Raw genomic sequence first — 18,848 nt, forward strand, 5'->3', positions numbered from 1 at the left:
CACGCCCGCGCGCGTTCTCTCAGCGCTTGAACTGCGCCACCAGCTCGCGCAGTTCGACGCCCAGGCGGGCCAGTTCGTTGCTGGAGGCGGCGGTCTGTTCGCTGGCGGCGGCGGTCTGCACGCCGATGTCGCGCACGCGCACCATGTTCTGGCTGATGGTTTCGGCGGCGGCGCTCTGCTCTTCGGCGGAGGCGGCGATCTGCTGGTTCATCTGTTCGATGTTGGCCACCGCCTGGGCAATCCGCTGCAGGGCGCCACCCGCCGCTCCCGCCAGCTCGACGGTGTCCTGGGTCAGGCGCCGGCTGCTTTCCATGCGCGTCACCGCCTTGTCGGACATCTCCTGCAGGCTGGCGATCAAGGTTTCGATCTCTTCGGTGGAGTCGTGGGTGCGCAGCGCCAGCGCGCGCACCTCATCGGCCACCACGGCGAAGCCGCGACCCTGCTCACCCGCCCGGGCCGCCTCAATGGCGGCGTTGAGCGCCAGCAGATTGGTCTGCTCGGCGACCGCGCGGATCACCTCCAGCACACTGCCGATTCGCCCGCTTTCGGCCTGCAGGCTCTGGATGACGGTCGCGGTCTCCTCCACCTCGCGGGCCATGTCGCCGATCTGGCCGACCGCCCGCTGCACCACCTGATTGCCCTGGCGGGCCTCGCTATCCGCCTCATGGGCGGCCTGCGAAGCCTGCTCCGCGTTGCGCGCCACCTCCTGCACGGTCAGGGCCATCTGGTGCATGGCGGTGGCCGCCTGCTCGGTTTCCTGGCGCTGGGACTGCATGCCGGTGCTCGTCTGGGTGGTCACGGCTGCCAGCTCCTCGGACGAACTGGCGATCTGCTGCACGCCGTCCTCGATGTGCCCCACGAGGGTACGCAGGCTGGCCGTCATGCTGGCCATGCTGCTTTGCAGTTGCCCCAGCTCATCGCGACGGCTCACGCTGCTCTCGTAACGCAGGTCGCCCTCGGCCACACGCCGGGCGATCTCCACGGTCTGCCGCAACGGCTGCAGGATGGAGCGGGTGATCAGCACACCGGCCACCGCGGCCAGCACCAGCGCGGCCAGCGTGAAGCCCGCCAGCAACAAGGCCACGCGGGTGATCTGTGCGTCCATCGCCTGCGCGGCGCTGGCTGCCGCTTGCTGAGCCCGGGCGACCGCCTGGGCGGCGATGCGGCCCATCTCTTCGCTGCTGGCAAGGCGCGTGTCACGGGCCTGCCGGAACTCCTCGAAGGCCTGGCGATAGAGCTCCAGCGACCGCAGCCCCGTACGCAGACCTTCCTTGCGCTCATCGTCCAGCCAGTGGATCAGGTTGTTTGAGATCCGCTGCTGCTCGGCGTACAGGTCCTGCCAGTTCTGCAGGAACTCCTCGCGGAAGAAGTGGATGTAGCGCAACTCCGCCAGGCGCAGGTCCATCATGCGCTGGTTCAGGCCCGAGGCCGTCTCCGCCAGGGTCAGCGGATCGCTGCCCCTGAGTCGGTCACCCAGCAGGCGCAGTTCGCGAACCGCATCGTACATTTCCAGTTCGATCTGGCTGAATTCGTCACGGGCCTCGTTGGCGGCTTCCTCCATGCGCTGGCGCTGGAGGACGGCGGCCTTGAAGTTCTCTACGACCGCGTCGAACTGCACAACGAACGCACGCGCGTCGTCACCAATCGCCAGGATGCGCTGGCGGGCCTCGCCCTCCAGTTTTCCCGCCAACGCCTCGCTCTGCGTGGCCGCAGACGCCAGGCTGTCACGCACCTTGCGCAGCGCCTGGTCCTTGCGATTCGACTCGTAATCGATCTCGGCGGCATACGCCTCTACCACCGCGCGCTCGATAGCGGCGATCGCCTGCATCTGGCTGGCCCGTTCCTGGACGGCGTTCAGGGCGTAGTAGCCGGTACCGGCCACTGCCAGCGTCAGCAGCATGATCAGGCCGAAGCCGATCCGCAGCTTGCGGCCGACCCCCATGTTCGCCAGAACACTTCCTATGCCATTCATGTTTTCTCGCTCCCGTAGCGATTTCGCTGGCGGCCCAAGCCACCAGCAAAAGTTGACGCCAACTAATCGACTTCAAAACCGCAGACTTTAGGGCTGGCGAGCAAAAAAAACGGGAAATGGAAGGGAAAAACCCTGCAAAAAGGCAGGACTTCAAACAAAGCGGGCGCCCGGAGGCGCCCGCTAAAGCAGCAGATCAGCGCTGTGACGGCGGGTCACCCGCCTTCAGGCGCACGCGGTAGGCGACCCACATCAGCAGCAACCAGAAGGGAATCACGTATACCGAGACCCGGATGCCCGGAATCAGCAGCAGGATGCCGAGGATGAACACCACGAAGGCCAGGCAGAGGTAGTTGCCCAGGGGCGACCAGAGCGCCTTGAAGTGCGTGGCCACGCCTTGGGCCAGCATGGCCTTGCGGAACTTCAGGTGTGCGAGGCTGATCATCGCCCAGTTGATCACCAGGGTGGCGACCACCAGGGACATGAGCATTTCCAGGGCGTTCTGCGGCACCAGGTAGTTGACCAGCACGCACAGCAGCGTCACCAGCGCGGAAACACCGATGGCCAGCACCGGCACACCCCGACGGTTCACCTTCATCAGGGCACGCGGCGCATCACCCTGTTCGGCCAGGCCGTAGAGCATGCGGCTGTTGCAGTACACGCCGCTGTTGTAGACCGACAGCGCTGCGGTAAGCACCACGAAATTGAGCACGTGGGCGGCAGTGTCGCTGCCGATCAGCGAGAAGATGCGCACGAAGGGGCTGGCGCTGTAGGGATCGCCAGCCGCATTGAGTTCGGCCACCAGGCTGTCCCATGGATAGAGGGCCAGCAGCACGGTGAGCGCGCCGATGTAGAAGATCAGGATGCGGTAGACCACCTGGTTGATGGCCTTGGGAATCACCTTGCGCGGCTCGGCGGCTTCGGCGGCGGTGATGCCCACCAGTTCCAGGCCGCCGAAGGAGAACATGATGATGGCCATCATCATCACCAGACCCGTCACCCCGTTGGGGAAGAAGCCGCCGTGGGCCCACAGGTTGGTGATGGACGCCTGCTCACCGCCCAGACCGGTGACCAGCAGATAGATGCCCAGGCCAATCATGGCCAGGATGGCCACCACCTTGATGATGGCGAACCAGAACTCGGCCTCGCCGAACGCCTTCACATTGCTGAGGTTGATCAGGTTGATCAGCACGAAGAAGGCCGCGGCCGTGGCCCAGGTGGGAATTTCCGGCCACCAGAACTGCACGTACTTGCCCACCGCCGTCAGCTCGGCCATGCCCACCAGCACGTACAGCACCCAGTAGTTCCAGCCGGACAGGAAGCCCGCATAGCCGCCCCAGTACTTGTGGGCGAAGTGGCTGAAAGAGCCGGCCACGGGCTCCTGGACGATCATCTCGCCCAGCTGGCGCATGATCAGGAAGGCGATGAAACCGCCGATGGCATAGCCGAGGATCATCGAGGGACCGGCGCTTTTCATGACGCCCGCCGAGCCCAGGAACAGGCCGGTGCCGATGGCGCCACCCAGGGCGATCAACTGGATGTGGCGGTTCTTCAGACCACGGGTAAGCGGCCCGGCGTGCAGTGTGTCGTGGCTCATAAGTGTCCTTGTGGGCAGGTCCGGAGCGCCGTCCGCGCACGGATGCGGACGGGTTCGACGAAAAACGGCGCGCATTGTACACCGCTGGCGTCCACCGGACCGTCTCGCCGGTCCGGGTTGCATGACCCCCGCGCCTCGGCAACCTGCCGCCTCTCGACCGCATGCACCGCAACTGCCCAATCCAGCCAGCCCACGCCAGCCGTGGCTTAACGCCATGATCGTCGCGCTTTGAGCGCAAGATCGCGCACCAAAAAAGAGCAGCGCTGGGCTAGTCGAAAACCTCGAATTCGTCAAAGGAGGCTCTGAATCCCGGGTTTGCACGGTTTTTTTCGAACTTGGCAAGGGATATGCTTAGTCCCGGTTGAAATAAGACCAATAGCCACTGGTTTTATAAATCGAGGGGCCCACCCTCAAATAACTAAGCGACATGGAGCAAGAGCATGCTTAAGAAACTTTCCCTCGCAGTTGCAGTAGCTTCGGCAGTCATGAGCGGTGCGGCCTTCGCGGAGTCCGTCGACAGCCCGGTGGGCAAGTTCGATGTGGGCATGACCGCCACATTCGTTACTGACTACGTGTCCCGTGGCACCTCGTTGAATGGCGGCGCCGGCACTATCCAGGGCAGCCTGGATATCGCCCACGAAAGCGGCCTGTACATCGGCATGTGGGGCTCCAGCATGGATGACATGCAGGAGAAGGGCGCTGGCGTCGAGATCGATTACTACCTCGGTTACGGCGGCAACCTCACCGAAGATGTGTCCTTCGATGTCTCCGTGGCCACCTACACCTACCCGCGCACTGGTTGGGAAGATGACGTGGAGTACCTGGGTAGCCTCAGTGCCTACGGTGCCACCGTCGGTGTGAAGTACCGTACCGACGCTACCGAACAGCTGTATTACTACGTCGGTTACGATCTGGAACTGCCGGCCGGTTTCGGCCTGTCCGCCTCGGTCGGCCAGACCAAGTTCGACGACAACGAAGAAGCCGGCGACGACTACGTCGACTGGAGCCTGGGCGTCAGCAAGACCCTGGCTGGCCTGGACCTGGGCCTGACCTACGCCAGCAACGATATCGATGGCAACGACGACCACTTCATCTTCTCCATCTCCAAGAGCCTGTAAGCCTGCTATCCCGCCCTCGCGGGCCGGATATCTAGACAAGCGCCGCCCTCCGGGGCGGCGCTTTTGTTTGGCCACTCCCCTGTTGCCCGCTTCCGGCCAAACTTTTCCCCTCCCCGACGATCAGACAACCTGATCCCGAAAGCGCAGCCGTGTCGTGGCGCCCGACCGCACGGAACGCCGATATGCGCAGCGCCCATCCCCGCTACCTGGCCATCATCGGCCTGCTGCTGGCAACCAACGCCGTTGCCCTGTTCTTCGTGTTCAACAGCCCGCAGCTGTACCGCTTCAAGGGTCTGCTGGTGCAGGATGCCTCGCGCTTTTCCAACGCCAGCGGCCGCGCCACGGTGCTCGGCCTGGACACCGCCGGCTACGCCATCTTCCTGACCTACGGGCAGTCCAACTCGGTCAATTCGGGGCAGATCGGCTACGTGCCGCGCCACAACGTGCTGAATTTCCACAACGGCGTGCTGTATCGCTATGAGGACCCCGCCCTGGGCGGGCAGGGTCAGCAGGGCAGCGTGTGGGGACGGGTGGGCGATCGGCTGGTGGAGCAGACCGCCTACGCCGGCGCGGTCTTCGCCCTGGCCGGCGCCAACGGCAAGACCCTCGAGCAGTTGAGCCGACCGCCCTACTACGACTACCTGGTGCACGAATACGCCGCCCTGCAACAGCAACTGGGGCGTGTGGACGCGATTCTCGTCCACCAGGGCGAAGCCAACCATCGGCACCGCCAGGCCGGCGACTACCGCCGGGCGTTCCTGACCTTCGAACAACAGCTGCGGCGTGACGGCATCACCGCCCCGCTCTACCTGGCGCAGGCGTCCTACTGCGGCAATTCGGTGGACCCACAGCTGCTGGCCGTGCAGGACCGACTGATCCGCGAACTGCCCGGCGTGCTGCGCGGGCCCAACACCGACACCCTCATCGAGCCCCGCTACCGGCTGCCGGACCGCTGTCACTTCTCCGCGGAGGGACTGGATGCCGCCGCGACGCTCTGGGTGCAGAGCCTGATCCAGGCATCGGAGAACTGACCAGGAGCCTTCAGCGCATGGCAGCCAACGCTTACAACCCCAGTATCGACGGCCTGCGGGCGCTGGCCGTGCTCGCCGTGTTCGTCTTCCATCTCGACCACCGCTGGCTGCCGGGTGGCTTCCTGGGCGTGGACATCTTCTTCGTCATTTCCGGGTTCCTGATCACCTCGATCTTGCTCAATGAGATGTCCACCGGGCAGTTCTCTTGGGCGGAGTTCTACCGCCGGCGCATCAAGCGCATCCTGCCGGCCTACCTGTTCATGCTCACGGGCGTGACACTGGTGGCCTTCCTGGTGATGCTGCCCTACGACTTCAAGAAGTACGCGGTGTCGGCCTTCTCGTCACTGTTCTTCGTGTCCAACCTCAACTACGCGCTGCGCCAGGGCGACTATTTCTCCACCGACGCCGAGCAGTGGCCGCTGCTGCACACCTGGTCGCTGGCGGTGGAAGAGCAGTTCTATCTGATCTGGCCGGTCATCCTGTTCGGACTGTTCGCACTGCTCCCCGAGCCGGCCAGGCGACGGCGCCTGCTGCTGCCGGTGCTGCTGGGACTGGCGCTGCTGTCGGTAACCGGCGCCAGCTGGCTGTCGGGCGACAGCACCCTGGCCAAGTGGAGTTACTACAGCGTGTTCACCCGCGCCTTCGAGCTGCTGATCGGCGCCGGCCTGGCGGTGCTCAAGGCGGAAGGACGCCTGCCGCCGCTGGACGCTCGCCTTACCGCGCCCGCCCTGCTGGTGCTGCTGGCCAGCCTGGTCCTGCACGACGCCAGCCTGCCCTTCCCCTCCTTCACGGCGCTGATTCCCTGCCTGGCCACCGCCATCCTGCTCGCCGGCGGACGCGAGGGGCCCGTATACCGGCTGCTGGCGTGCAAGCCCCTGGTGGGCATCGGGCTGCTGTCCTATTCGCTGTACCTGTGGCACTGGCCGCTGGTGTCCTTCACCCGCTACCTGTTCGACTTCGGCGACGGCGGCTTTCGCATTGCGCCGGCCCAGGCGCTGCTCATCGTGGCGGCAGCCTTTGCTCTGGCCTGGGTCTCCTACCGCTTCATCGAAACGCCGATCAAGAATGCCCGGCTGGGGTTCCGCCCGGCTTTCGTGCGGTTCTGTGCAGTACCCAACGCACTGGGCGCGCTGCTGTTCGGCGCAATCTTCCTGAGCCACGGCGCGCCCTTTCGCCTGGATACCGACGCGGCGCCGGCCCGGCTGGCGTTCAACTCCATCGACAAGCAGCAGTGTCCGGATTTCGTCAGCCTTGGCTGCCCGGGTGGCGACCGGGAGAGCCTGCGCCGCTACCTGATCATCGGCAACTCCTACGCCGAGCATTACTTCAAGTTCTACGACACCCTGGGACGCGCGGCGGGCATCCGCGTCGACCTGGCCGCCAGCGGCGGCTGCGGCCCGCACGACCGCGAGCGCAAGTGCCTGAGCGTCTACAACTACGTGTTCGAGCATGAACGGGAGTACGACGGCTTCATCCTGGTGCAGGCCTGGAGCAGCCTGAACCAGGTGTCCGCCTCGCGCTACGCCATGGCCATCGGCGAATACCTGCAGCGCCTGCAATCCCTGGGACGCCCCATCCTGCTGGTGGGCAGCATGCCGCGCTTCAACGTGGACATCGACAAGGTCGCCAACCATGCGCGCCTGTTCGGCCTGGGCAGCCGGCCCATCGAGGTGCGCGCACTGGCGGATTTCCGGGAGGAAAACGAAACCCTGGAGCGCTACAGCCGCCGGCTGGGCACCAAGTTCATCGATCCGTTCCGGGAGGTCACCCGCTCCGGGCTACAGCTGAATCACCTGGATGACAACGGCACGCCCTGGTACCGGGACTCCAACCACCTCTCGGTGTATGGCGCCGAGCGCCTGGCCCGGCACGTATTGTCCACCGCCTCGCCCGAAGAGATCAGCAACCGGTACTTCCCGTGACAGCCCGGACCGGGTGGGTAGTCAGCGCTTGCGCAGGAAACCCAGCACGAGCCCGGCGGCCAGCAATGCGACACCCAGCCAGAACACCAGCGGCTCATAGGGCGTTCCGCCGCCCAGCGCAGAGAGGCTGCCCGTGAAGCCGCACATGCCGCCGCTGGCAAACAGGCAGGTCAGCGCCTTGTTGAAACCGGTGCCCAGGTCCACGGCCATCTGCCCGTAGGTCAGGCCCCACCAGACCACCGCCACCATGGTTACCACTACGCCAGCCTTGAACAGGAGGGAACTGAGTTTCGTGGTGTTCATGCACTGCTCCTCGAACACGGTCACCGCAGTCTTTCCATGCGCGGCACAACCATCCCTGAATGATGGCCTTAAGCTACTCACTGGCTGGCACCTTGTCTATCGAGGGCGGTGCGGCTGCCTTGCAGCACGCGAAGCCACGCCCGTTAACGCAAAAAAAAGCCCCGCCGAAGCGGGGCTGGTCAGGTCGCAAACCGTCAGGCGTCGATCAGTTCGCCCTTGGCCTTGGCTTTCTGGGCATCCAGGGCGGCGGCCTGCAGGGCGGTCAGGGCGATGGTGAAGACGATGTCGTCCACCAGCGCGCCGCGCGACAGGTCGTTCACCGGCTTGGCCAGTCCCTGCAGCATCGGACCGACGCTGATCACCGAGGCGCTGCGCTGCACCGCCTTGTAGGTGGTGTTGCCGGTGTTCAGGTCCGGGAAGATGAACACGGTGGCCTGGCCGGCGACCGGGCTGTTCGGCGCCTTGGACTTGCCGACGCTGAGCACCGAGGCGGCGTCGTACTGCAGCGGGCCGTCGATCGGCAGGCCCGGGGCACGCTCGCGGGCGATGCGGGTGGCTTCGCGCACCTTGTCCACTTCCGCGCCGCTGCCGGAATCGCCGGTGGAGTAGCTGATCATCGCCACGCGCGGATGCACGCCCAGGGCCACGGCCGACTCGGAGCTCTGCAGGGCGATTTCCGCCAGCTCGGTGGCGGTCGGGTTCGGGTTCACCGCGCAGTCGCCATAGACCAGCACCTGGTCGGGCAGCAGCATGAAGAACACCGAGGACACCAGGTTGTAGCCGGGTGCGGTCTTGATCAGCTGCAGGGCCGGGCGAATGGTGTTGGCGGTGGTGTGGATAGCGCCGGAAACCAGGCCGTCCACTTCGTCCAGGGCGAGCATCATGGTGCCCAGCACCACGGTGTCCTTGAGCTGCTCGTCGGCCATTTCCGGGGTCAGGCCCTTGCTCTTGCGCATCTCGACCATGGGCGCGACGTAACGGCTGCGGATGCTGTCCGGATCGAGGATCTCCAGACCGGCCGGCAGCCTGACGCCCTGCTCGGCCGCCACGCGGGCGACTTCGTCAGGCTTGGCCAGCAGCACGCAGCGGGCGATGCCGCGCTCCTGGCAGATAGCGGCGGCGCGGATGGTGCGCGGCTCGCTGCCTTCGGGCAGCACGATGCGCTTGTTGGCGTCCTGGGCGCGCTTGACCAGCTGGTAGCGGAACGCCGGCGGCGACAGGCGCATCTCGCCACGCGGGGCGCTGACATGGCCGCGCAGGTAGTCGGCGTCCAGGTGCGCGGCGATGTACTCGGTGACGCGGGTGGCGCGCTCGATGTCGTCGGCCGGGGTTTCGCGGTTCAGGCCGTGCAGCGTGGTGGCGGTGTCGTAGGAATTGCTGGCCACGCAGAGCAGCGGCAGGCCGCCGTCCAGTGCCGACTGGCACAGGTCGAGGATGCGGGCATCCGGGGCGAAGTCGCTGGTCAGCAGCAGGCCGGCCAGCTTCACGCCCTTGAGCGAGGCCAGGCTGGCGGCCAGGATCACGTCGTCGCGGTCGCCGGGAGTGACCACCAGCACGCCGTTCTGCAGCAGCGGCACGATGTTCGGCACAGTGCGCGCACACAGCACGATGTCGGTGACGCGACGCTGCTCCGCCTCGCCGGCGTTGAGCACCTTGGCGCCCATCAGCTCGGCGATGTCGCGGGTGCGCAGCGCGTTCAGCTCGGCATTGAAGGGAATGGCGCCCAGCAGGCGGAAGTCCTTGCCACCCAGCGCCGGCAGAAATTCCTTGAGGCGCTCGGCCAGGCCCTGCTCGCCCTCGGCCTTGTTGAGGATCACACCGAGCAGCTTGGGCTCCTTGATGCCACCGAACAGCTGGGCCTGGATCTCGATGCGCTCGGCCATGCGCTGCAGGTTGTCGCGGCCCTGGGCGGCGACCAGGATCACCTCGGCGTCCAGGCTCTTGGCCAGCTGGCTGTTCAGGCGCAGGGTGTAGTTGGACTCGCGGGTCGGCACCATGCCTTCGACCACCACCACGTCCTTGCCGGCCGAGGCTTGCTGGAAGCGGCTGACCACGTCCTCGAGCAGCAGATCCACGTCGCCGCTGGCCAGCTGGCGCTCGGCCTGCTCGAGGCTGATCGGCTCGGCCACTTCCAGCTGCAGGGTGCGCTCCACCAGCAGGCAGGAGCGTTCACGGCCCTGGTCGACCGGGAATGGCTGGGAAATCGGCTTGAAGTAACCGACCTTCAGGCCGGCCTTCTCCAGGGTGCGGACCAGCCCCAGGCTGATCGAGTTGAGACCGCCGCCAAAACCGGTGGGGGCGAGAAACAGCGTATGCATGGAGTCTCCTTCGGAGGCAGGAAAATGCCTCTGCTGCAAAAAAGCGTGGACCAGATGACGAAAACCCGATGCCACTGGCTATCGGGTTTTCGGTCGGCACGTCAGACGATCAGTCGAGCAGTTCCAGGGTATCGAGGGCGATCTGGCGCTCCTCGTTGGTCGGCACCACCAGGATGCGCGGGCTGCCTTCGGCCTGGATCTGGCCGGCGACACCCCGGGTGCACCGGGCGTTGGCCTCGGCATCCACCGCGAAGTTGAAGACCTTCAGGTGCTCGATGGTGCGGGCCCGCACGGCGGCGGAGTTTTCGCCGATACCGCCGGTGAACACCAGGCCGTTGACCTGCGGCAGGGCGCAGGCCATGCCGGCGAGCGACTTGGCCAGGCGGTAGCAGAACACTTCGAAGGCCAGGGTGGCGCCGGCGTGGCCGCTTTCCAGCGCCTCGTGCAAGGTGCGCATGTCGTTGGACAGCCCGGAAAGGCCCTTCAGGCCGCTCTCGCGGGTCAGCATGTTGTCCACCTGCTCGATGGTCCAGCCCAGGGTGCGAGTCAGATGGATGTGCAGCGCCGGGTCGACGTCACCGCTGCGGGTGCCCATCACCAGGCCCTCCAGCGGCGTCAGGCCCATGCTGGTGTCACGGCTCTCACCGTTGACCACCGCGCAGGTGGAGCAGCCGTTGCCCAGGTGGGCGACCAGCCAGCAGCTGTCATCCACCGGCAGTTGCAGCATCTCGGCGGCGCGCTTGCTGACGAAACGGTGGCTGGTGCCGTGGAAGCCGTAGCGACGCACCGCGTGTTCCTTGTAGAGGAACTCCGGCACCGCGTACCGGTAGGCGTAATCGGGCATGGCCTGGTGGAACGCGGTGTCGAACACCACCACCTGCGGCAGGCCGGGGAACAGCGCCCTGGCCGCTTCGATGCCGATCAGGTTGGCCGGGTTGTGCAGCGGCGCCAGCTGGGCGTTGGCGCGGATGCCTTCCAGTACGGCGTCGTCGATCAGGCAGGAGGCGGTGAAGTCTTCGCCGCCGTGCACCACGCGGTGGCCGATGCCGTCCAGCTGCCCGCCGGCGACTTCCTGGGCCAGCGGCAGGATCGCTTCCAGCGCCTCACGGTGGGCACCGTTCGGAATCTGACGGGTTTCCTTGGTGTCTCCGATCTGCCACTGGACGACCGCTTCCGGGCTGCCGAGCCGTTCGGCCAGACCCTGCAGCGGGAAGGTGTCCTGGCTTTCATTGACCAAGGCAAACTTGAGCGACGAACTACCGCAGTTGATCACCAGAATATTGCGGGCGGGCATACGACTTCCTGAACTCATTCGACCTGACCCGAGGGCCACGCCTAATTGGATTTATGGGTTTGGGGCGTCCGGCGTTCTTGTGGAAGCCTGGACTGAATCAGGGGTGTGCCGGAATCTTGTCACGCACCTCCCCGTGAGGCAGTTCCCCTTTAGTCGAAGCTGAATCGCACACAGCCCGCTTGGAATTTCAAGCAGTTAGCCACGAACGTGAATGCTGCGCGCGCAGGTCAACCGGCCACGAGCCCGTCAGAAACGCGGCTTGCGGCCCGTTGAGGCTGTTTTAGGGGAAAGTCGGCGCGACTGCCTTGATCCAGCTTAACGGCTCACCGGCGCCGCCTGCGGCCAGTTGCCGCACGACGGCTCAGTGCTGCAGATGGCCGTAGAGCTTGGCGTATAGCCCACCCTCGGCGATCAGCCGCTGGTGATCGCCCTCTTCGGCGATCCGCCCGCCGTCGAAGACCAGCACCCGGTCCGCCTGTTTCACCGCCGACAGGCGGTGGGCGACGATCAGCGTGGTGCGCCCGTCCAGGAAGCGCCCGAGCGCCTGGTGCAGGGCGTACTCGGTGGCCGCGTCGAGGGCCGAAGTGGCCTCGTCGAGAATCACCACCTTCGGGTCGGCCAGCACCATGCGGGCAATGGCCAGGCGCTGGCGCTGACCGCCGGACAGGCGCACGCCGGAACGCCCGACCACGCTGTCCAGCCCGTCGGGTAGCTGGCGCACGGTGTCGGCCAGCTGCGCCACCTCCAGCGCCCGCCAGCACTCGGCGTCGCTGCGCTCGCGGCCCATGCACAGGTTGGCGCGCACTGTGTCGTTGAACAGCGAGGGATGCTGCAGCACCACGGCCACGTGCTCGCGCACCCGCTCCAGGCCGACGTCCTCCAGCGCCACGCCACCGAAGCGGATGCTGCCCGCCTGCGGCGTGTAGAGGCCGAGCAGCAGCTGCACCAGGGTGCTCTTGCCGCCGCCGGAAGCACCGACGATGGCGACCTTTTCACCGGGGGCGATGCTCAGGTCGAGACGGTCCAGCACCGGCTCGTCACGGTAGGTAAAGCTCAGCCCGCGCACCTCGATGCCCACCGTGCGCCGTCCGGCGAACGGGTCCTGGCCTCCGGCATAGTGGGGCTCGTCGGCCCGCGCCAGCAGTTGGTTGATGCGCGCCAGCGCGCCGCCGGCGGCATAGAAGGCGTACTGCAGGCTGAGCAGTTGCTCCACCGGGCCGATCATGAACCACAGGTAGCTGAACACCGCCAGCATCTGGCCGATGGACAGGTCCGAGAACAGCACGGTGAGCATGGCGGCGGCGCGGAAGATATCGATGCCGAACTGGAACAGCAGGCCGCTGGCCCGGTTGGAGGCGTCGGTCTTCCACTGGGTGGCCACCGCCCGGTCGCGCACCTCGCGGGCTGCCAGGCCGAGCCGGCCGAGGAAGAAGCCCTGGCGGTTGCTGGCGCGGATTTCCTGGATGGCATCCAGGGTTTCGCTGAGCGCCTGGGCAAAGCGCGCAGTGCTGTCGTTTTCCAGTTTCTTCAGCTGCTTGACGCGCTTGCCCAGCTGCACGGTGGCGTAGATCACCAGCGGGTTGAACAGCAGGATCAGCAGCGCCAGCTGCCAGTGCATCCACAACAGGATCGCCGAGGTGCCGGCCAGGGTCAGCAGCGCCACCAGGAAACGGCTGAGGGTTTCGCCGACGAACTTGTCCAGGGTGTCCAGATCGGTAAGCAGGTGCGCGGTGACGGTACCGCCGCCGAGGCTTTCGTATTCGCCGAGGGCGATGCGCTTGAGGCGTTCGATCAGCCGGGCACGCAGGCGGTAGACGATGTCCTTGGACAGCCGCGCGAACAGCCGCGCCTGCAGCACGTTGAACACCAGGGCGAACAGGCGCAGCGACAGGCTGAACAACAGCATCAGGCCGATGTAGCCGGCCGCCACCTGCCAGCCGCTTGGCAGCCAGCGGTCCATGAACTGCAGGGCAGCGCCGCCCTGGCCGAGCAGCACCTCGTCGACCAGCAAGGGCAGCAGCAGCGGAATCGGCACGCTGCACAGGGTGCCGAGCACGGCGAACAGGTTGGCCAGCAACAGCGACTTGCGGTGCCCCAGCGCCAGGCGCCGGATATCGGCCCAGGTCAGCCGGTCAGCCACGCACGCCCCGCTCCAGCCAGCGATCGAGCAACGGCGCCAGGCTATCCAGCGGCTGGTAGCCGTTGGTCAGCAGCGCATAGGTGCCATCGCGCTCGGCCAGCAGGGTCGGAAAGCCGGCGATGCCCAGGTTTTCCGCCCAGGCGAAGTCCGCCTCGGTGGCCTGGCGCTGCGCCTGGCTGTCGAAGCCCTCGGCGAAGGCCTGGCGGTCGAGGCCAGCCTGCTCGGCCAGTTCGACCAGCACGCGGGGACGGGTCACATCCTGGCGCTCGACATAAAAGGCCCGCTGGATCAGCCCGAGCAAACGGCTGGCGCAGCCGTCGGCCAGGCTGCGCGCGGTGACCAGTGCGCGGCAGGCCGGTTCGGTGTCGTAGACAAGGTTGTCCGGCAGGCCGCCGCTCAGGTCGAAGGGCTGGCCGGTCGCTTCATGCACCGCCTGCCAGTGCGACTGGATGCGGGCACGTCCCCGCTCATCCATCACCCGGGATTCGCGGCGCAGGCCGCCCGCTACCAGGTGCAGCGCCACGCCGGCCTGGCGAGCCTGTCCGGCCAGCGCCTCCACCACCGGGGCGAAACCCCAGCACCATGAACACATGGGATCCATGACATAGACCAGCCGGGCCATTGGAGTCTCCTGACGCGGATGGGCTGCCGGGGCAGCTCGAGGAAAGTAAAGAACGAAGGGGGCCAACCCCCGACAGCGTAGTGACTAGTGCAGACCGCCGCCCCGGCAGGTCGGCGAGGCCGGCGCACTGCCCTGAGCCGCCCACTCGTCGGGGCTGTAGGTGTGCAATGCGAGCGCGTGGAACTGGCCCATCAGCTCGCCCAGGCCGCCGTACACCTTCTGGTGACGCTTGACCGCGTTCAGGCCGGCGAACTGTTCACTGACCATCACCACCTTGAAGTGGCTTTCCTCGCCACGATGGTGCATGTGGCTCTCGTCGAGGACTTCCAGATGCTGGGGCTGCAGCGCCGCCAGCGCAGCCTGGATACGCTCACGCATGTTCATTCGGGTTACCTGCCGACAGGGGACGGGGGGTTCGGGGCGCGATTTTGCGCCTCGCCGCCGTCCGGCTCAACCCGTCACGCCGTGTGGTCATTGCGCCAATACGCCATAATGGCTACCTGCCACGCAGGGGAACCCGCACCCACCGGGCCGGCCTAACCCCTGATGATCACAAGGGAGACACCCGATGAGCCGTACCGAAACCGACAGCCTTGGAGCCGTGGACGTCCCGGCGGATGCCTACTGGGGCGCGCAGACCCAGCGCTCGTTGATCAACTTCGCCATTGGCCAGGAACGCATGCCGCTGCCGGTGGTGCATGCCCTGGCGCTGATCAAGAAGGCGGCGGCACGGGTCAACTGCCGCATTGGCGACCTGCCCACGGACATCGCCCGACTCATCGAGCAGGCCGCCGACGAAGTGCTGGACGGCCAGCACGACGACCAGTTTCCGCTGGTGGTCTGGCAGACCGGCAGCGGCACGCAGAGCAATATGAACGTCAACGAGGTGATCGCCGGTCGCGCCAACGAGATCGCCACCGGCCAGCGCGGCGGCAAGAGCCCGGTGCACCCCAACGACCACGTCAATCGCTCGCAGAGCTCCAACGACAGCTTTCCCACCGCCATGCATCTGGCCGCCGTGCGCGCCGTGCAGCAGGACCTGCTGCCGGCCATCGCCGAGCTGCGCGGCGGCCTCGCCGAGCAGTCGCTGCGCCACGCCCAGCTGGTCAAGACCGGGCGCACGCACCTGATGGACGCCACGCCGATCACCTTCGGCCAGGAGCTGTCGGCCTTCGTCGCCCAGCTGGATCATGCCGAGCAGGTCATTCGCGCTGCGCTGCCGGCCGTCTGCGAACTGGCCCAGGGCGGCACCGCGGTGGGCACCGGTCTGAATGCCCCCAAGGGCTTCGCTGACGCCATCGCCGCCGAGCTGGCGGCCCTGTCCGGCCTGCCCTTCGTCAGCGCCCCCAACAAGTTCGCCGCCCTGGCCGGCCACGAGCCGCTGGTGACCCTGGCCGGCACGCTGAAGACCCTGGCCGTGGCGCTGATGAAGCTGGCCAACGATCTGCGCCTGCTCGGCTCCGGCCCGCGCGCCGGCTTCGCCGAGGTACGCCTGCCGGCCAACGAGCCGGGCAGCTCGATCATGCCCGGCAAGGTCAACCCCACCCAGTGCGAGGCGCTGTCGATGCTGGCCTGCCAGGTACTCGGCAACGACGTAACCATCGGCTTCGCCGCCAGTCAGGGGCACCTGCAACTGAACGTGTTCAAGCCGGTGATCATCCACAGCCTGCTGCAATCCATCCGCCTGCTGGCCGATGGCTGCCGCAACTTCAACCGCCACTGCGTGGCCGACATGGAGCCGGATGCCCGGCAGATGGCCGCCCACCTGGAACGCGGACTGATGCTGGTGACCGCCCTCAACCCGCACATCGGCTACGACAAGGCGGCGGAAATCGCCAAGAAGGCCTACGCCGAGGGCATCACCCTGCGCGAAGCCGCCCTCGCCCTTGGCCACCTGACCGACGAACAGTTCGACGCCTGGGTGCGCCCGGAGCAGATGCTGGAGCCGGGACAGTAGGAACACACGGAGACGTAGGGTGGATCGCGCGTCACCGATCCACTAACGCGCCACAGTCGCGCGCCGGCCCGGCGCGATGGTGGACAAGGAAAACGTTGTCCACCCTACAGGGCGGCCCAGACGTAGGGTGGATCGCGCTTCACCGATCCACCAACGCGCCACAGGCGCGCGGGGCCGGCGCGATGATGGACAAGGAAAACGTTGTCCACCCTACGGGGTTGTGAGCGCCTTCCTCCGCCGGTGCCCCAGCGCCGCCACCGCCGAGCCCGCCACCACCAGCAGCGCGCCGCCGTAGGCGAGCAGATTGAGCTGCTCGGGAATCACATGGGCGGGCCACCAGATGGCCGCCAATGCCACGCCAGCGAAGGTGATCAACGGCGTCAGCGCCAGCGCCGCGCTGACCCGGGAGGCTTCCCAGTGGGCCAGCGCCTCGGCGAAGGCACCGTAAGCGATCAGCGTGTTCAGGCAGCAGGCGACCAGCAGCCAGAACTGCAGCGCATCCAGTTCTAGCACCTGGGCCGGCGACGCCCAGGGCGTCAGAAGCAGCGCGCAGCCCAGATAGATCACCATCATCACCTGGAAGGATGACCACTGACTCAATAGTTGCTTCTGCGCCAGCCCGTACACCACCCACACCACCGCCGCCGCCAGTACGGTGAGCACGCCGAGGGTGTAGTCGGTCAGCGAAGTCAGCAGCTCGCCGAGCCGCTGGTTGAAGAACAGCCCGAAGCCCAGCAGCAGCACCAGCAGGCCGAGCAACTGACCGGCGCTGAACGACTCGCGGAACACGAACAGGCTGCTGATCAGCAGCAGGAAGGGCGCGATCTGGATCACCAGCTGCGTGGTACCCGGGCTCAGCAGGTTGAGCCCCATCAGGTACAGCACGTAGTTGCTGACCAGCCCGGCGATGGCGAGTCCCACCAGCATGCCGCCCCGGCGCCCCAGTGGCCGAAACGCCGGCAACTGGCGGCGCGCGCCCAGCCAGACCAGTAGCACCAGCCCGGAGCTGAACAGGCGGTACCAGGTGACGGTGACCGGATCCATGGTCTGCAGCACCAGCTTGAGCTTGATCGGCAGAATACCCCAGAGCACGGCCGTGACCATCGCCAGGGACAGGCCATACAGCCAGCGACCGGAAGAAACGTGCATGAAGGACCTCGGCGTACAACAGAGAACGAAAGGGAGGGAGTGCATTCTAGTGGCCCGGCGCCCTATTCGTTAGTGCGCTTTCGAAATTCCCCCTAGCGCCTAGCCGCCTTTTGCAATCAAAGCCTTAGACCTTTTGACGTGAAGCATGTCACGGATAGCAAAATGCCTTAACTTAACGTTAATCAAGAATCGAGGCGTCCCGACGTGCGAACCTGGCTTACTCAATTTTCCCTCAAGGTCCGGCTGGTGGCCTTGATTTCCCTGCTCTGCCTGCTGATGGTGCTGATGGTCGGTTTCTCCCTGACCGGCATGCGTGACAGTAACCGCGAGCTGACCCATCTGTATTACGAGGGCCTGCTGCCCAGCGACCAGCTCAACCGCATGACCAATGAAATGCACCATGCGCGCACCCAACTGTTGCTGGCGCTGCAGCATGCGCCGGGAAGCGACTACGAGAAGGCGCACAACCACGACGTGAGCATGCACTTCAACGCCGTGGAGCAGAGCCAGCGCAACATCCAGGCCCTGCTGCAAACGCTGCTGGCCAACAACCTGGACGCTCAGGAGCGCGCCCTGGCGCAGGAAATGCAGCGCACCCTGAACCTCTATCTGGAGCAAGGCGTGCGGCCGGTGCTGGAGCTGATGCGCGCCGGTGATTACCTGAAGGCCAACGGCGTGCTGCTGGACAGGCTGCAACCGACCTTCGCGGTGGCCTCCGACAAGGTGCAGGCCTTCTCCGACAACCTGCATATCCATGCGGTGACTGCCTACACCGCGGCCGAGCGCCATTTCGAGGCGCTGCTGTTCTGGCTGAGCCTGGTGCTGGTGGTCACCCTGGTGCTGGTCATCGCCCTGGCCTGGGCCACCCTGCGCGGCATCAGCCAGGCGGTGGATGCCCTGCTGAGCGGCGGCAAGCGTCTGGCCGACGGCGACCTGGTGCACCGCGTCGCCTACCGGGGCCGTGACGAGCTGGGCAAGATCGCCTCGTCCTTCAACACGATGGCCGACCACGTGCAGGAAACCCTCAAGGAACTGTCCAAGGCCGTGGAACAACTGGCCGCCGCCGCCGAGCAGACCGCCGCGGTCAGCCGCCAGACCAGCGACGGCATCCATCGCCAGCACCTGGAAACCGACCAGGTGGCCACCGCCATGCACGAGATGTCCGCCACCGTGCAGGACGTCGCCAGCAACGCCGCCAGCGCCGCCCACGCCGCCGAGAAGGCGGACAGCGAAGCCGAGCATGGCCAGCAGGTGGTCACCCAGAGCATCCAGGTGATCGACAGCCTGGCCCGCGAGGTGGAGCACGCCGCCAAGGTGATCGGCGAGCTGGAAGACGCCAGCGCCACCATCAGTTCGGTGGTGGACGTGATTCGCGGCATCGCCGACCAGACCAACCTGCTGGCCCTCAACGCGGCCATCGAGGCGGCG

The 18,848-nt window shown here is 66.3% G+C and carries 14 protein-coding genes; 5 read left to right on the plus strand and 9 right to left on the minus strand.

The features are described from left to right. Positions 1-19: 19 nt before the first annotated feature. Positions 20-1,972 (minus strand): methyl-accepting chemotaxis protein, encoded by a 1,953-nt coding sequence (locus AS93_RS21195; protein WP_027589846.1) that lies wholly within the window; start codon positions 1,970-1,972, stop codon positions 20-22. Positions 1,973-2,165: 193 nt separating this feature from the next. Further along, on the minus strand, positions 2,166-3,566 hold the full coding sequence (locus AS93_RS0106440; RefSeq protein WP_027589847.1) for an amino acid permease: 1,401 nt from the start codon (positions 3,564-3,566) through the stop codon (positions 2,166-2,168). A 440-nt stretch (positions 3,567-4,006) separates the two neighbouring features. Between AS93_RS0106440 and AS93_RS0106445 the strand changes: the two genes are divergently transcribed. The 3 genes from AS93_RS0106445 (at position 4,007) to AS93_RS19905 (ending at position 7,637) form a co-directional block, all read left to right on the plus strand. Beyond that, positions 4,007-4,684, plus strand: a complete 678-nt coding sequence (locus AS93_RS0106445; protein ID WP_027589848.1) for a TorF family putative porin — start codon at positions 4,007-4,009, stop codon at positions 4,682-4,684. 182 nt (positions 4,685-4,866) lie between these two features. Continuing rightward, entirely contained in the window at positions 4,867-5,715 is an 849-nt protein-coding gene (locus tag AS93_RS0106450; protein ID WP_027589849.1) for a sialate O-acetylesterase, read from the plus strand. A 17-nt stretch (positions 5,716-5,732) separates the two neighbouring features. Next, positions 5,733-7,637 carry an acyltransferase family protein gene (locus AS93_RS19905; protein ID WP_051587361.1) on the plus strand — a complete coding sequence of 635 codons (1,905 nt, stop codon included), beginning with the start codon at positions 5,733-5,735 and terminating at the stop codon, positions 7,635-7,637. Between the two features lie 21 nt (positions 7,638-7,658). Here AS93_RS19905 and AS93_RS0106460 read toward each other — a convergent pair whose 3' ends face one another. The 6 genes from AS93_RS0106460 to AS93_RS0106485 all read right to left on the minus strand — a co-directional run bounded on the left by AS93_RS0106460 (position 7,659) and on the right by AS93_RS0106485 (position 14,698). Beyond that, positions 7,659-7,940: a hypothetical protein gene (locus AS93_RS0106460; RefSeq protein ID WP_139182045.1), complete on the minus strand. Its 282-nt coding sequence runs from the start codon at positions 7,938-7,940 to the stop codon at positions 7,659-7,661. A 194-nt stretch (positions 7,941-8,134) separates the two neighbouring features. Beyond that, positions 8,135-10,258 (minus strand): phosphate acetyltransferase, encoded by a 2,124-nt coding sequence (pta, locus tag AS93_RS0106465; RefSeq protein WP_027589851.1) that lies wholly within the window; start codon positions 10,256-10,258, stop codon positions 8,135-8,137. 109 nt (positions 10,259-10,367) lie between these two features. Then, positions 10,368-11,552, minus strand: a complete 1,185-nt coding sequence (locus AS93_RS0106470; RefSeq protein ID WP_027589852.1) for an acetate kinase — start codon at positions 11,550-11,552, stop codon at positions 10,368-10,370. A gap of 361 nt (positions 11,553-11,913) precedes the next feature. After that, entirely contained in the window at positions 11,914-13,692 is a 1,779-nt protein-coding gene (locus AS93_RS0106475) for an ABC transporter ATP-binding protein (protein ID WP_027589853.1), read from the minus strand. Next, the gene (locus AS93_RS0106480) at positions 13,685-14,314 is read right to left on the minus strand and encodes a DsbA family protein (RefSeq protein ID WP_027589854.1); all 630 of its coding nucleotides are present in this window, start codon (positions 14,312-14,314) and stop codon (positions 13,685-13,687) included. Before AS93_RS0106480 ends, AS93_RS0106475 begins: the two co-directional genes overlap by 8 nt. A gap of 84 nt (positions 14,315-14,398) precedes the next feature. After that, on the minus strand, positions 14,399-14,698 hold the full coding sequence (locus tag AS93_RS0106485; RefSeq protein WP_027589855.1) for a BolA/IbaG family iron-sulfur metabolism protein: 300 nt from the start codon (positions 14,696-14,698) through the stop codon (positions 14,399-14,401). 184 nt (positions 14,699-14,882) lie between these two features. Here AS93_RS0106485 and AS93_RS0106490 point away from each other — a divergent pair, with 184 nt between their 5' ends. Beyond that, positions 14,883-16,271 (plus strand): class II fumarate hydratase, encoded by a 1,389-nt coding sequence (locus AS93_RS0106490; RefSeq protein WP_027589856.1) that lies wholly within the window; start codon positions 14,883-14,885, stop codon positions 16,269-16,271. A gap of 210 nt (positions 16,272-16,481) precedes the next feature. Here the strand turns inward: AS93_RS0106490 and AS93_RS0106495 are convergent, their stop codons facing one another. Beyond that, the gene (locus AS93_RS0106495; protein ID WP_027589857.1) at positions 16,482-17,420 is read right to left on the minus strand and encodes a DMT family transporter; all 939 of its coding nucleotides are present in this window, start codon (positions 17,418-17,420) and stop codon (positions 16,482-16,484) included. A gap of 204 nt (positions 17,421-17,624) precedes the next feature. Here AS93_RS0106495 and AS93_RS0106500 point away from each other — a divergent pair. Then, positions 17,625-18,848: methyl-accepting chemotaxis protein (locus AS93_RS0106500; protein WP_027589858.1), on the plus strand; the 1,224-nt coding region annotated here is incomplete at its 3' end.

Origin of the sequence: Pseudomonas sp. RL, assembly GCF_000647775.1 — a bacterium.
Taxonomy (GTDB): domain Bacteria; phylum Pseudomonadota; class Gammaproteobacteria; order Pseudomonadales; family Pseudomonadaceae; genus Serpens; species Serpens flexibilis.

Coding starts and splice junctions, on each gene's coding strand:
- AS93_RS21195 (WP_027589846.1), bottom strand. CDS start 1,972: ATGAATGGCATAGGAAGTGTTCTGGCGAACATGGGGGTCGGCCGCAAG.
- AS93_RS0106440 (WP_027589847.1), bottom strand. CDS start 3,566: ATGAGCCACGACACACTGCACGCCGGGCCGCTTACCCGTGGTCTGAAG.
- AS93_RS0106445 (WP_027589848.1), top strand. CDS start 4,007: ATGCTTAAGAAACTTTCCCTCGCAGTTGCAGTAGCTTCGGCAGTCATG.
- AS93_RS0106450 (WP_027589849.1), top strand. CDS start 4,867: ATGCGCAGCGCCCATCCCCGCTACCTGGCCATCATCGGCCTGCTGCTG.
- AS93_RS19905 (WP_051587361.1), top strand. CDS start 5,733: ATGGCAGCCAACGCTTACAACCCCAGTATCGACGGCCTGCGGGCGCTG.
- AS93_RS0106460 (WP_139182045.1), bottom strand. CDS start 7,940: ATGAACACCACGAAACTCAGTTCCCTCCTGTTCAAGGCTGGCGTAGTG.
- pta (WP_027589851.1), bottom strand. CDS start 10,258: ATGCATACGCTGTTTCTCGCCCCCACCGGTTTTGGCGGCGGTCTCAAC.
- AS93_RS0106470 (WP_027589852.1), bottom strand. CDS start 11,552: ATGCCCGCCCGCAATATTCTGGTGATCAACTGCGGTAGTTCGTCGCTC.
- AS93_RS0106480 (WP_027589854.1), bottom strand. CDS start 14,314: ATGGCCCGGCTGGTCTATGTCATGGATCCCATGTGTTCATGGTGCTGG.
- AS93_RS0106485 (WP_027589855.1), bottom strand. CDS start 14,698: ATGAACATGCGTGAGCGTATCCAGGCTGCGCTGGCGGCGCTGCAGCCC.
- AS93_RS0106490 (WP_027589856.1), top strand. CDS start 14,883: ATGAGCCGTACCGAAACCGACAGCCTTGGAGCCGTGGACGTCCCGGCG.
- AS93_RS0106495 (WP_027589857.1), bottom strand. CDS start 17,420: ATGCACGTTTCTTCCGGTCGCTGGCTGTATGGCCTGTCCCTGGCGATG.